Below are 13651 nucleotides of genomic sequence, written 5' to 3' on the forward strand. Positions count from 1 at the left end.
GGGTCAGTTCCCCTCGCCCTCGCCCAGGCCGCGCATCACCGCGAAGACGTCGTCGGCCGACGGCTTCAGCAGTTCGTGGACCAGCTGGCCGTCGGCCAGGAATACCACGCGGTCGGCGTACGACGCCGCGCGCGGATCGTGCGTCACGATCACCACGGTCTGGCCGAGGTCGTCGACGGCCGCGCGCAGGATCGACAGCACCTCGCCGGACGAGCGCGAGTCGAGGTTGCCGGTGGGCTCGTCGCCGAAGATGATGTCCGGTCGACCCACCAGGGCGCGGGCGCAGGCCACGCGCTGCTGCTGTCCGCCGGACAGCTCGCTGGGCCGGTGCGTGAGGCGATCGGACAGTCCCAGCCGGCCCACCACGGTGTCGAACCACTCCTGGTCGAGATCCCGGCCCGCGATGTCCAGCGGCAGGGTGATGTTCTCCTTGGCGGTCAGCGTCGGCACCAGGTTGAACGCCTGAAAGACGAAGCCGATCCGATCGCGGCGCATCCGGGTGACGGCCTTGTCCGACAGCCCCTCCAGCGTGACGTCGCCGATACGGACCATCCCGGAACTCACGTCGTCGAGCCCCGCGAGGCAGTGCATCAGCGTGGACTTACCGGAGCCGGACGGCCCCATGATGGCGGTGAACTGGCCCGCCGAGAAGTCGATGGACACATCCCGCAGCGCCAGGACCTCCGTCTCCCCCGAGCCGTACTTCTTGCTGACGTGCTGCGCACTCGCCGCGACGGGTCCCTGCTGGAGCTCTGTAGCTGAAGTCATGGGCTATACGGTTCCAGACCGCGGGCCCGCGCGCCATCGGGGGACCCCCTGATCCTCGCCCGGGAGAGTCCCGGACAACGACGCGACCCCCGGAGCCGAGTGGTTCCGGGGGTCGCGAAGAAAGCGATCAGGCGTTGTCGAGCCGCTGCACGAGGGCGTCGAGTTCACCCTGCAGGGTGGCCGGCAGCTTGTCGCCGACGAACTCGTACCACTCGTTGATCGACGGGATCTCGGCCTTCCAGGCGTCGACGTCCACCGTGAGCGCCTCGGCCAGATCCGCCGGATCGATGTCCAGGCCGGTCAGGTCGATCTCGCCCGGTGCGGCGACCGTGCCGATCGGGGTCTCGACGCCGTCGACGCTGCCCTCGATGCGGTCGATCATCCACTTCAGGACGCGGCTGTTCTCGCCGAAGCCCGGCCACAGGAAACGGCCGTCGTCGCCGCGGCGGAACCAGTTGACGAAGAACACCTCGGGCAGCTGGGCGCCCTCGCGCTCACCGAGGTTCAGCCAGTGCTGGAAGTAGTCACCGACGTGGTAGCCGAGGAACGGCAGCATGGCCATCGGGTCGCGGCGCACCACGCCGACCTTGCCCTCGGCGGCGGCGGTCTGCTCGGAACCCACGGTGGAGCCCATGTAGACGCCGTGCTTCCAGTCGCGGGCCTGGGTGACCAGCGGAACGGTGGTCTTGCGACGGCCGCCGAACAGGATCGCCGAGATCGGCACACCGTTGGGGTCGTCCCACTCCGGGGCCAGCGTGGGGCACTGGCTCATCGGGGTGCAGTAGCGCGAGTTGGGGTGCGCGGCCTTGGTGCCCGACTCCGGGGTCCAGTCGTCGCCGTGCCAGTCGATCAGGTGCGACGGCACCGGACCGTCGATGTCCTCCCACCACACGTCGCCGTCGTCGGTGCGCGCGACGTTGGTGTAGATGGTGTTGCCGGCCTCGATGGTCTTCATCGCGGTCGGGTTCGACGAGTGGCTGGTGCCCGGGGCGACGCCGAAGAAGCCGAACTCCGGGTTCACCGCGTATAGGCGGCCGTCGGCGCCGAAACGCATCCAGGCGATGTCGTCGCCCACGGTCTCCGCGCGCCAGCCCGGCAGGGTCGGCTCGATCATCGCGAGGTTGGTCTTACCGCACGCCGACGGGAAGGCCGCGGCGATGTAGTAGACCTTGTCCTCCGGGCTGATCAGCTTCAGGATCAGCATGTGCTCGGCCATCCAGCCCTCGTCGTGGGCCATGGCCGACGCGATACGCAGCGCGTAGCACTTCTTGCCCAGCAGTGCGTTGCCGCCGTAGCCGGAACCGTACGACCAGATGACACGGTCCTCGGGGAAGTGCGCGATGTACTTCTCCGGGTTGCACGGCCAGGCGACGTCCTGCTGACCGGGCTCGAGCGGAGCGCCGACCGAGTGCAGCGCCTGGACGAAGAAACCGTCGTCGCCGAGCAGCTCCAGAACCGGGGTGCCGACGCGGGTCATGATCTTCATCGACAGCACGACGTACTCGGAGTCGGTCAGTTCGACGCCCAGCTTGGGGTCTTCAGCGCCGAGCGGGCCCATGCAGAACGGGATCACGTACATGGTGCGACCGCGCATGCAACCGCGGTACAGCTCGGTCATGGTGGCGCGCATCTCGGCCGGGTCCACCCAGTTGTTGGTGGGGCCGGCATCTTCGGCGGTCTTACTGCAGATGAAGGTGCGCGACTCGACGCGGGCGACGTCGGCGGGATCGGAGAGGGCCAGGTACGAGTTGGGCTTGCGCTCCTCGTTCAGCTTTTCGATGGTGCCGGCCTCGACCAACTGCGTGGTCAGGCGGTCCCACTCTTCGTCGGTTCCGGCGACCCAGACCACGCGATCGGGCTGGGTGAGCTCGGCGACCTCCGCAACCCAGGCCAGCAATCCGGCGTGATTCGTGGGTGCGCTACCGGCTTCCAAGCCGGGAATGGTCGCAGCGGTCATTGAGCTGTCTCCTCGCTATTGCCAACTCCGCGCGGTCCGTCACGCCCGCACGGTGGCCCTCATGATACCGCCGGATCAGAACCGAAGGCACAGGTACTCGGACCAGCCGCTATTCGAGCCGTCCCAACGTCCCGGCGTGCCACTGCCCGGTCTCCGGATCGAGGTGGCTCACCGCGTAGTCGCCGGTCGGATCCAGTTCGGTGATGCGGTCGACGCGGCCGTCCGCGTCGGTGTCCGTATACACCGTGAGTTGACCGTCCTCTCCCCTGGTCAGCGAGTCGGGGACCCCGTCGGCGTCGGCGTCCAGCCGAGCCGGCCCCAGATCCCAGGCGGTCTCCCCGGAGAAGACCCACAGATGACCGTCCAGGGGCGCGTCGTCGGGCGCGGGGAGAGATTGGTCACCGACGCCGTCGACCGCGCCGAACCCGGACAACTCCCCGTCGCCCACCTCCATATTCCAGTCGACCATGTGCTCCTCCTTCTACTGCTGTCTCGAAGGTTGGACGCACGGGGTGCCCGTTCGGTTCCACAACTCGCGGGTCAACTGCGCTTCGGCGGTGCCCAGCCCGGCCGCCACCGCGTGCTCGAGCGCGCTGCGGGTCGCGGCGACGGCTTCGGCGCACGCCTGCGCTCGCGCGGCGCGGACCGCGCCGGAACGACGGACCGCCACCACCCCCGCGGCCACGGCCAGCCCGGCGAGCACCGTCAACACCGTGCCCGCGGCGCCGAGCCCGGCCCACTGCACCAGCGGCACCACGCTCACGCGGCCCAGACCCAATCCCGCCGAAGCGCCCAGCGCCAGCACCACCGCGTCCTCGGCGGCGAAGCGGCGGCCGGGCGCCGGGTCGAGCGGCGGCGCCGGCGGGGTGAGCGACCGACCCCGGTCGAGCGGCGCTCGCGCGATCCCCGGCACGCCGAGCAGTGCGGTCGCCCGGATGTGGTCCACGCCCGCGGCCAGCTCGTCGTCGATCCGGTCCCGGTACGCCAGCAGCGCCGTCTGCAGCCACGATCGGAACGTCTCGGACTCGCGCGGGCCGAGCCGACCGCTCGCCGCGCGGGCCCGCTGGGACAGGTCCTGGGCGCCGGCCCGGACGTCCCCGGCCAGCTGCGCGCGCAGCTCCGTGAAACCGACCCGCGCCCCGGCCAACCGCTCGGTGCGCGCCGTCGCCGTCGGTTCGGCCGCGGCCTTGGGCGCCTCAGCCTCGGGAACTTCAGGCTCGGGGACCGTCGCCTCCCGGGCGCGCGGCTCCGGGCTCGTGCACCACCGCGCCACCGCGTCCACCCCGGCCCCGTCGGGGCCGACGGCGAACACCGGCAGCCGTCGGTCCGGGTCGAGGATCGCGCGCGCCTGCGCCAGCCGCGCGGGCCAGGCGCGGTCCTGCCCGGCCCCGACACCGACCAGCGCGATCGGCGTCGGGGTGCCGCGCAGGCGCGCCATCAGCTGCTTCTCGACGGTCCCCACCGCACAGGTCAGGTCCACCGCCAGCACGGCGACGTCGCACCGCGGGCGCACCGGAACGACGGCCCAGCTACGCACCTGACCGATGCCGGGCTCGCCGCGCAGGACCGCCGCCAGCGGCTCCGGGTCGACCCCGGCCACCAGCACCACGGTCACCGCGTCCACCGCGCCTGCTGCACGACCCACGCGCGGCGCCGCCGCTGTGTACGGTGCGCGTCGAGCGCCGGGGTCACCGCCCGCAGCGGCCCGGCCAGCGCGGCGAAGCCGCTGTCGGCCCGCAGCCGATCGGTCAGCGCTGCACGTTCGGCGGCAGGATCCCGCCGGTCGGGGACCGTCGCGCAGTGGGCCAGTGCCGTCCGCAGGCCGGCGGCGCCCAGCGCATCCAGGGCCGCGGCGCGGCGGCATCGTTCCTCCGGGTCGGGCGTCTCCACGAAGGCCGCGGGCGGCGACGGCAGCACGATCCCCCCGCGGGCCCAGCGCCGCAGGTCCGCGAGCAGGGCGTCGTCGACGGTCACCGTGGCCAGCAGCGCGGACACCGGATGCACCGGCCGCCGCAAGTCCTCGGCGGCCACGCCGGCAGCCGGTGCGGCGCGCGGCCCGCGGAGGTCGGCCTTGCCCGCCACCACGAGTACCGGGCGCACCTGCCCGTGCAGAAAGTCCCGGTCGCAGGGGCGGACCACCGCACCGAGGACGTGTACCAGCAGGTCGGCGGCCGCGTGCCGCGCGGGCGGCGCCGCGGGCCCGTAGGCCGGAAGGCCGAAGTGTCCGGACAGCGCCGCCGCCACGGTGTCCCGACCGGTTCCGCCGTGCCCGGTCACCGCGATCGAGAACGCCATCGTGCCGTCGTGATCCATACGTGCCTCCCCCAAGGCCCGGCCCGTCTCCCCCAAGACGGATGGACTTCGACGGTACCGCCGCAACGCCGATCCGGGTGTCGAATACCTCCGAGCCGGGCGAATGCGGGACCATGGTCGGGTGAACACCGATGCCACCGCCGGGCCGCAGGACGACACCGACCGCTCGCGCCTCTATCCGCGGGTCACGAGTTTCCGCTTCCGTCGCGGCTCATTGACCGCCGGTCAGACGCGCAATTGGGAGCAGTTGTGGCCGACGATGGGCCGCGATCTGCGGACCGGTCCCGACCGCGCGACCGAACCGCCGCTGGACGCGCCGACCTGGTTCGGCCGCACCGCACCGCTGATCATCGAGGTGGGCAGCGGCACCGGGATCTCCACCGCCGCGATGGCCGCCGAGGAACCCGACCACGACGTGGTGGCCGTCGAGGTCTACCAGCCCGGCCTGGCCCAGCTGCTCGGTCTCGTCGACCGCGGCGGCCTCACCAACGTCCGCATGGTGCGCGGCGACGCCACCGTGGTGCTGACCGAACTGGTCGAGTCGAACAGCCTCGCCGCGGTCCGCGTGTTCTTCCCGGATCCCTGGCCCAAGTCGCGGCACCACAAGCGCCGGTTCCTGCAGTCGGGCACCATCGCCCTGATCGCCGACCGGCTGGCGCCCGGCGGGATCCTGCACATCGCCACCGACCACGCCGACTACGCCGAGTGGATCGCCGAACTGCTGGCCACCCAGGATCCGGCACAGCCGCACGTGATCCCGTTGACCTACGATTCGCCGATCCTGCTGGAGCGCCCGACCACCAAGTTCGAGGGCCGCGCCGAGCGCGAGGGCCGCGACGTCAACGAGTTCGTCTACGTGAAGCCGCAGGTGAAGGCATGAACACCACCCCGGACACCACCAAGCGGGTCCTGCTCGTCTGGGACGCCCCCAACATGGACATGGGTCTCGGCGGGATCCTCGGCGGACGCCCCACCGCGGCCCACCGCCCCCGGTTCGATGCACTCGGCCGCTGGCTGCTGGGCCGCACCGCCGACATCGCCGAGGGCCACGACGAACTGATCGAGCCCGAAGCCACCGTCTTCACCAACATCGTCCCGGGCAGCGCCGAAGTGGTGCGCCCCTGGGTCGACGCCCTGCGCAACGTCGGTTACGCGGTCTTCGCCAAGCCCAAGCTGACCGACGACAGCGACGTCGACCAGGACATGCTCGACCACATCGCGCTGCGGGAGCACACCACCGGCCTGGCCGGCGTCTTCGTCGCCTCCGCCGACGGTCAGGCCTTCCGCGAGCCGCTGCTCGACCTGGCCCGCCAGGGTATCCCGGTCACCGTGATCGGCTTCCGCGAACACGCCGCGTGGGCGACCACCGCCACCGAACTCGAGTTCATCGATCTCGAGGACATCCCGGCCGTCTTCCGCGAGCCGCTGCCCCGCATCAGCCTGGATGCACTGCCCGACGACGGTGCGTGGCTCATCCCGTTCCGGTCGCTGTCGACCCTGCTCAAGTAGCGCTGACCGAATAGACGTTCGGGCTCCGCCCGAGCAAATGATCGGGCTGGCCCCGAGGGACCTGCTGGGTTCTCTCAGGCCGACCTGGAACAATTCCCAACGGGTTTTTGTCCGCGGAAGGAAGGAACCGGCGTGTTCGGATCCATCGGCTCATTCGTCTATCGAATGCGCTACACGGTCATCGCCGTGCTCGTCGTCCTCATGGGAGGGCTCGGCATCTACGGCCTGTCCCTGCCGAATTACCTCTCCCAGAGCGGCTGGTTCGCCCCGAACTCGGAGTCGGTGACCGGCTCGGTCATCGCCGACCAGTCCCTGGGGCGAGACCACAAATCCGACGCGCTGCTGCTGATCACGCCGCCGGAGGGCACGTCGATCGACGATCCGGCCTTCGGCGCGAAGGTCGAGAAGATCGTCGACGACATGGTGGCCGAGTTCCCCGGCATCATCAGCCGCGAGAGCCCGAAGAACGCGCAAGACCTCACGCGCGCCGGTCTCATCGACCCCTTCGCGGAAGCGACCAACTCCTCGCAGCAGATCGCGCAGGACATGAAGCGCGAGCGGATGTGGAACAAGGACGAGAACGTCGGCTTCATCTCCATCGGCATCGTCGGTAACGACGACACCACGATCCTGAAGAACTACCAGACCGTCGAGCCGTTCTTCCAGAATCTGGCCGAGCGGTACGACATGCCCGGCACCACCTTCCAGCTCGCCGGCCTGCAGCCCATCGCCGGTGCCATGAGCAAGGGCATGGAGCAGGACATCAAGCGCGCCGAGCTGATCGCGTTGCCGGTGGTGGCGCTGATGCTGCTGTTCGTCTTCGGCAGCGTGGTGGCCGCCGTCCTTCCGGTCCTGATCGGCGGTCTCACCATCGCCGGTTCGCTCGGCATCATGACGATGCTGGCGCAGGTCACCGAACTGAACGTCTTCGCGCAGTCGGTGGTCACGCTGATCGGCCTGGGCATCGCGATCGACTACGGCCTGTTCATGGTCAGTAGATTCCGCGAGGAGTTAGCCGAGGGCTATACGGTCGAAGCCGCGGTCCGAAGATCGGTGATGACCACAGGTCAGACCGTCGTATTCTCCGGCACCATCATCGTCGCCGCCCTGGCCTGTCTGTTGATGTTCCCGCAGCCCTTCCTGAAATCGGTGGCCTACGGCGCGATCTTCTCGGTGGGTCTGGCGGCGATTCTCTCGATCACCGTGCTGCCCGCGATCCTGGCGATCCTGGGCCGTCGTATCGACGCCTTCAGCGTTCCGTTCCTGAACCGCACCCAGACGCGCGACGAGATCATCAACGGCTTCTGGGGCAAGCTCTCCGGCTGGGTGATGAAGCACCCGGTCAAGACCGCCGTGCCGACGGTCCTGCTGCTCCTGGCCCTGATCATCCCGTTCAGCAACATCGCCTTCGGCGGTATGAGCGAGGCCTATCTCCCGCCGAACGACTCGGCGCGGAAGGCCCAGGAAGACTTCGACCGGTACTTCCCCGCGGAGCGGACCGAAGAACTCAAACTCGTCATCCTCAGCGACCCGGGCGACGACGAGGCCGGCAGCAAGATCGCGACCATCGCGGCCGAGGCCAACAAGATCCCCGGTTTCACCAAGAAGTTCTCGCCGACCACCGATGGCGGCGGCATGACCGGCGTCTACGGCGATCCGGACACCGGTTACCCCGTCACCCAGATGTCCGCGGGCCTGGTGGATCGCGACAACGCGGCCGAGGCCATCCGGGAACTACGTGCCATCGACACGCAGGGGATGCGGATGTACGTGGCCGGCATGCCGGCCCTGACCCAGGACTCCATCGACTCCCTGCTCGATCTCCTTCCGCTGATGGCGGTGCTGCTGGTGCTGGTCACCGGCCTGCTGACCTTCCTCGCGTTCGGTTCGGTGATTCTGCCGATCAAGGCCGCACTGATGTCCGCGCTCGGCCTGGGATCCACGCTCGGCATTCTGACCTGGATGTTCATCGACGGCCACGGCTCCTCGTTGCTCAACTACACGCCGGGACCGCTGTTCGCGGCCGTGCTGGTGTTGATCATCGCGATCGTCTACGGCTTGTCGACCGACTACGAGGTGTTCCTGTTGTCTCGCATGGTGGAGGCGCGCGCGCAAGGCGCGAGCACCACCGAGGCGATTCGCGACGGCACGGCGCTCACCGGTCGCCTGATCACCGCTGCCGCCGCGATCCTGGTGGTCGTCACCGGCGCGTTCGCGCTGTCGAACATCGTGATGATGAAGTACATCGCGTTCGGCATGATCGCGGCGCTGATCCTCGACGCCACCGTGATCCGCATGCTGCTGGTGCCGTCGGTGATGAAGCTGCTCGGCGACGACTGCTGGTGGGCGCCGCAGTGGATGCTCAAGCTGCAGCGCAAGATCGGCCTCGGCGAGACCATCCTGGAGGACGAACCGCAGTTCAAGGAGCACGCCCTCGCCGGCGTGCCCAGCGGCAGCACCAGCGCCGGCGGGGTGGTGGCCGTCGCCCAGGCGGAGACCACGCAGCTGCGCGTCCAGCTGCCGGACGAGCCGCGCCCGACGGCCGGTCAGGCCGAACCCCGAAGCCTGCGCGCATTGGCTCGTCGTTCCCGCAAGGACGACGACGTGTCGTCGTCGAGCCACCTCGACGAACTGGCCGACGAACCGGCACCGCAGGCCGCCCCCGCCTCGGAACCGGCCGTGGACCCGGAGCCGAGCCCGGCACCGGCGCCGCGCCCGAACCCCTCCGTCGGCCCGGACACCGGGTCCTGGCGTCTCGGCGTCGGCGGCGTCCGGCAGGGCAACCGCGACCTGCGGCCCCGTCCGCAGCCGATGGCGCGCCCCGCGGTCCCGGCGCCCCCGGAGCCGCCCGCTCCGCCGGCACCCCGTCCGCAGGGTCCACCACCGCAGGCACCCGGACCGGCAGCGCAGCGTCCGCCGCAGACCGGCCCGTATCCGGTGCCGGAATCGCACGGTGAACCGGACCTGCCACCGCAGTACGGCAAGCCCGCGCAGCGCCCGACGCGGGAACGCCGCTCGGACCGGAGCGAACAGATCAGCGTGCAGGATCTGCTGCGCCGCAGCCGCGGCGGGGAGTCCGACCAGGACTGACACATTGGTGCGGGAACGTCGCCGGACACTAGGGTGCTACCCATGACCGACGACAAGCCGGAACGCCGGGCGTGGCGCCGTTGGCTGCGCGTCGGCATCGTCGTCGCCGTGATCGCGATCCTGTCCACGGAGGCGTACCTCGTGTGGCCGCACCTCGCGCAGGCGTGGGATCACCTGGGCGAGATCAACTGGTGGTGGGTGCTGGCCTGCATCGTCGCCGCCGTGCTGTCGATGGACAGCTACGCGCAAGTCCAGCGCGTGCTGATGCACTCGGCCGGGGTGCGCGTGCGGCAGCGGGAGTCGTTGGCGGTGGTGCTGGCCTCCAACTCGATCTCGCAGACCATGCCCGGCGGCCAGGTTCTGGGTCCGGCGTTCATCTACCGGGAGAGCCGCAAGTGGGGTGCCAGCCCGGTGGTCGCGTCGTGGCAGCTGGTCATGTCCGGCCTGCTCGCCGGTGTCGGCCTGGCCGTGCTCGGTCTGGGCGGCGCACTGCTCGCCGGCGCCAAGACCAGCCCGTTCTCGGTCATGTTCAGCGTCGTGGGCTTCGTCGCCTTCCTCGCCGTGATTCAGTACTTCGCCTCGCACCCGGAATCGCTGGAGGGGGCGGGCCGCCGCCTCCTCGGCTGGATCAACAACCTCCGCGATAAGCCGCGCGACCACGGCGTCGCGCGGCTGCAGCGAATCCTCGGTCAGCTGCAATCGGTGAAGCTGACCCGCCGGGCCGGGGCCGAGGCCTTCGCCTGGAGCTTCTTCAACTGGGTCGCCGACGTGGCCTGCCTTGCGTTCGCCTGCTACGCGATCGGCGCCGAACCCGGCTTCGCCGGCCTGATGGTGGCCTACGCCGCCGGCAAGGCGGTCGGCACCGCGGTGCCGCTGCTGCCGGGCGGCCTCGGCGTGGTCGACGCCGTCCTGGTCCCGGCGCTGGCCGCGGCCGGCATGTCCGGCGCCAACGCTCTGCTCGCCGTGCTGATCTACCGCATCATCAGCTACTTGCTGATCGCCCTGATCGGCTGGGCGGTGATCGCGCTGCGCTACCGGGGCGCGATCAGCGCGCGCGACGACCTCCGCAGCGAGATGGCACGCGAAGAGGGCGACATCAGCCCTGCCGGATAGCCTGGAGGCATGCTCGCCCTCACCGCTGTCCTGGACGTCGTCGCGATCGGAGTCTTCGCCTCCGTCGGCCGCTCCAGCCACGATGAGGGGCTGAGCCCGGCCGGCGTGTGGGACACCGCCTGGCCGTTCCTCGTGGGCGCCGCCGTCGGTTGGCTGATCGTCGGTCTCCTGCGGCGCGCTCCATTCGCACTGGCGCCGGGCGGGGTGATCATCTGGATCTCCACCGTGGTGGTGGGCATGCTGGTTCGCTGGGCCACCGACGCGGGCACCGCGACGGCGTTCATCATCGTCGCCACCATCTCGACGGCCATCCTGCTGCTGGGCTGGCGTCTGATCGCGCTCACCGTGCTGTCCCGGTCGGATCGCTCGGGCACGTCGAGCGGTGCGGGCGAAGCGACTCAGTCCAGCCGGTAGTACTTCTGCGCCACCTGCAGCGCAGCGGTCCCGGAGGCGTCGCCCTCGCAATAGACCACGATCACCTTGCCGCCGGAGATGCCGACGAACCAGCCGGGTCCGGCCGGACCGTTGGTGCCCACCAGCGCCCGGAGGCCGGGTGCGCCGGTGAGGTCGCTGGCGTCGCCGCGGCGGGCGATGGTCGCCATCTGCGCGGCCAGGCGGGCCACGGTGGCCTGATCTATTGCGCCGAGTTCGCCGTCGCTCACCTTGGTCGGCGTGTCCTTGATCAGGTGCGGCGCCACCGAATCGGTCTCGCCCTTCAACGACCGGGCCACCGAGACGCCGAGCACTCCCATGTTGAGCATGGTCGCGGTGAAGTTCTGCGGCGCGAACGTGGCCGCCGACACCGACGGACGCGATCCGCCGGGCGGGCCGGCCACACCGGGCACGGTGAAGGTCAAACCCAGCCCGAGGTGCTGCCAGCGCTGTTTCGCCTGCCCCGCGTCCTTGGCCGTGTCGTCGACCGCCCCGAAGACCGGATCGAGGGTGCTGCCGGTCGGGTAGGCGATGTCGGCCTGGATCCGCGCGTCGGCGGCGGCGTCGTTCTGGGCCATCGCGAGAATGCCGCCGGTCTGCGCGTCGAAGCTCATCATGGTGGCGGGCTGCGCCACCTCGACCACCGCGTCGCCGAGGGTGAGCTGCTCGTTCTGGTTGACGGTCGTCATGATGTCCGGCGCCGGTCGGCCCTGCTCACCGGCCAGTTTCACCGGGGCGCGCCCCGGCGCGGCCTCTTGCACCTGCCAGCCCGAGGTCGCGTTGCGCACCGCCTGCCAGTAGTTGGTCAACCCGGTCGACAACGGTGTCGACAACCGTCGGTCGCTCATCACCAACATGCCGGTCTTGACCACGGTCACGCCCGCGATGCGTTCCGGATCAGCGGCCAGCACCTTCATGTCGGGGTCGCGCAGCGTCACCGCGACCGCCTTGCCTCCCTGGGCCGCGACGATCTTCTCGTTGATCACCGCGGGGGTGATCAACGGCGCGATCGGTTTGAGGGCCGCCGCCAGGGCGTTGACCGAGCGCTGCAGGTTTCGGGTCGCCGCCGGGTCGATCACGATCTCGTTGACGGGCTGCATCTGCATGAAGGCCTTGCCCGAGGAACTGCGCACCGTCGGCGCCGGGGTGGCGTCGGTGCGCACCATCTGCAGGCGCGCGCCCACCGGCATGCCGGTCTTCAACAGCCCCTGCTCCCACTGCACCTTCCAGCCGGTCGACAGCCGCCGCAGGCTGCCATTGGTGGTGGTCTCGTAGGCGCGGTCGTCGGCCCATTTCCAGTTGGTGCGCATCGTGAACGACGCGGTGCCGTCGCTGTACTCCACCGTGTTGCGGATGTCGACGTCGACGGTGCGGGCGTGCATGCCGGCGAAGGTGTCGCTGAGCGCGTCGGCGGCCTGCGACGGCGAGGTGGTCAGTTCCGAAGCCGCCTGCACGTCCTGGCTGGCCATCGCCGCCGCGAACGCGCGGGCCGCTTTCGCCGCTTCGGTGTCGTCGCTGCCGCAGGCGACGAGCGCCAACGCGCACACGGTACTGACGCACAACGCCATCACCGAACGCCACGACCGCAAGTTCATAGTCACAATTTTCACTTTATTCACATGCGCTTCGCCACCCGGAGCGTTCACGGTCCTGCGTCTAACTGGTCACGATCCGGTCTCCGTTGATAATGGAACCATGTCCCTGCATGTCGTACGCGCCGACGAACGCCTGCTGACCAGCACCGATTGGCTCAGCTCCCGCCACGGCTTCTCGTTCGGCGATCACTATGATCCGCACAACACCCACCACGGGGTGCTGCTGGTCCACAACGACGAGATCGTCGCCCCCGGTCAGGGTTTCGACACCCATGCGCACCGCGAGACCGAGATCGTCACGTGGGTGCTCGACGGTTCGCTCGTCCACCAGGACTCGGAGGGCCACAGCGGCCTCATCTATCCGGGTCTGGCGCAGCGGATGAGTGCGGGCACCGGGATTCTGCACTCCGAACGCAACGACGCCGACGGCGTCCGCGGCGGCGTGCACTATCTGCAGATGTGGCTGCTGCCCGACGAGACCGGCGCCGATCCCGGCTACGAGCAGCGCGACGTGTCCACCGAGCTGGCCGCGGGCGGTCTGCTCCCCCTCGCCTCCGGCGATCGCCGGCACGACTCGGCGATCCGGATCCGCAACGCGGGCGCCACGCTGTGGGTCGCCCGCCTCGCGGCCGGCGAGCACGTGACGATTCCGGCGGGGCGCTTCACCCACCTGTTCGTGGCGGCCGGGGCCGCGGAACTCGAGTCGACGCTGCTGGGCGTCGGCGACACCGTTCGCGCCGGCGACCTCGGGGGCACCGTGCTGACCGCCCGCGCACCCGCCGAGGTGCTGATCTGGACCATGAATGCGGCGCTCGGCGAGTAGCGCGATGCGCCACCGCGGACACCGCGCCGGTCCGCAAGGCACTATGTAAGC

Annotated in this window: 12 protein-coding genes; 6 read left to right on the forward strand and 6 right to left on the reverse strand. The window is 70.1% G+C overall.

Translation table 11 applies throughout. The features are described from left to right. Positions 1-3 precede the first annotated feature (3 nt). From MUG78_RS04960 to MUG78_RS04980, 5 genes are all read right to left on the reverse strand, one after another. Entirely contained in the window at positions 4-768 is a 765-nt protein-coding gene (locus MUG78_RS04960; RefSeq protein WP_246992756.1) for an ABC transporter ATP-binding protein, read from the reverse strand. Between the two features lie 127 nt (positions 769-895). Beyond that, entirely contained in the window at positions 896-2725 is a 1830-nt protein-coding gene (locus MUG78_RS04965) for a phosphoenolpyruvate carboxykinase (GTP) (protein WP_246992758.1), read from the reverse strand. A 109-nt stretch (positions 2726-2834) separates the two neighbouring features. After that, positions 2835-3194 carry a DUF6802 family protein gene (locus MUG78_RS04970; protein WP_246992760.1) on the reverse strand — a complete coding sequence of 120 codons (360 nt, stop codon included), beginning with the start codon at positions 3192-3194 and terminating at the stop codon, positions 2835-2837. A 12-nt stretch (positions 3195-3206) separates the two neighbouring features. Next, complete coding sequence (locus MUG78_RS04975; protein ID WP_246992762.1) at positions 3207-4370, reverse strand: hypothetical protein; 1164 nt, start codon at positions 4368-4370, stop codon at positions 3207-3209. Beyond that, positions 4337-5038 carry a hypothetical protein gene (locus MUG78_RS04980; protein ID WP_246992764.1) on the reverse strand — a complete coding sequence of 234 codons (702 nt, stop codon included), beginning with the start codon at positions 5036-5038 and terminating at the stop codon, positions 4337-4339. Before MUG78_RS04980 ends, MUG78_RS04975 begins: the two co-directional genes overlap by 34 nt. A 103-nt stretch (positions 5039-5141) precedes the next feature. On the opposite strand from MUG78_RS04980, the gene trmB reads away from it, so the two are divergent. From trmB to MUG78_RS05005, 5 genes are all read left to right on the forward strand, one after another. Then, the gene (gene trmB / locus MUG78_RS04985) at positions 5142-5918 is read left to right on the forward strand and encodes a tRNA (guanosine(46)-N7)-methyltransferase TrmB (RefSeq protein WP_246992766.1); all 777 of its coding nucleotides are present in this window, start codon (positions 5142-5144) and stop codon (positions 5916-5918) included. Then, complete coding sequence (locus MUG78_RS04990) at positions 5915-6547, forward strand: NYN domain-containing protein (protein ID WP_246992768.1); 633 nt, start codon at positions 5915-5917, stop codon at positions 6545-6547. Before trmB ends, MUG78_RS04990 begins: the two co-directional genes overlap by 4 nt. A 132-nt stretch (positions 6548-6679) precedes the next feature. Then, positions 6680-9637, forward strand: a complete 2958-nt coding sequence (locus MUG78_RS04995; protein ID WP_246992770.1) for an MMPL family transporter — start codon at positions 6680-6682, stop codon at positions 9635-9637. Positions 9638-9679: 42 nt separating this feature from the next. After that, entirely contained in the window at positions 9680-10750 is a 1071-nt protein-coding gene (locus MUG78_RS05000) for a lysylphosphatidylglycerol synthase transmembrane domain-containing protein (protein ID WP_246992772.1), read from the forward strand. Positions 10751-10759: 9 nt separating this feature from the next. Further along, the gene (locus MUG78_RS05005; RefSeq protein ID WP_246992774.1) at positions 10760-11164 is read left to right on the forward strand and encodes a DUF3054 domain-containing protein; all 405 of its coding nucleotides are present in this window, start codon (positions 10760-10762) and stop codon (positions 11162-11164) included. Here the strand turns inward: MUG78_RS05005 and MUG78_RS05010 are convergent. Next, positions 11149-12777 (reverse strand): NTF2-like N-terminal transpeptidase domain-containing protein, encoded by a 1629-nt coding sequence (locus MUG78_RS05010; protein ID WP_246996836.1) that lies wholly within the window; start codon positions 12775-12777, stop codon positions 11149-11151. The genes MUG78_RS05005 and MUG78_RS05010 overlap by 16 nt on opposite strands. A gap of 100 nt (positions 12778-12877) precedes the next feature. Here MUG78_RS05010 and MUG78_RS05015 point away from each other — a divergent pair, with 100 nt between their 5' ends. Continuing rightward, the gene (locus MUG78_RS05015) at positions 12878-13600 is read left to right on the forward strand and encodes a pirin family protein (protein ID WP_246992776.1); all 723 of its coding nucleotides are present in this window, start codon (positions 12878-12880) and stop codon (positions 13598-13600) included. Positions 13601-13651 lie beyond the last annotated feature (51 nt).

This window comes from Gordonia alkaliphila, from assembly GCF_023017165.1.
In the GTDB taxonomy this organism is placed as follows: Bacteria; Actinomycetota; Actinomycetes; order Mycobacteriales; family Mycobacteriaceae; genus Gordonia; species Gordonia alkaliphila.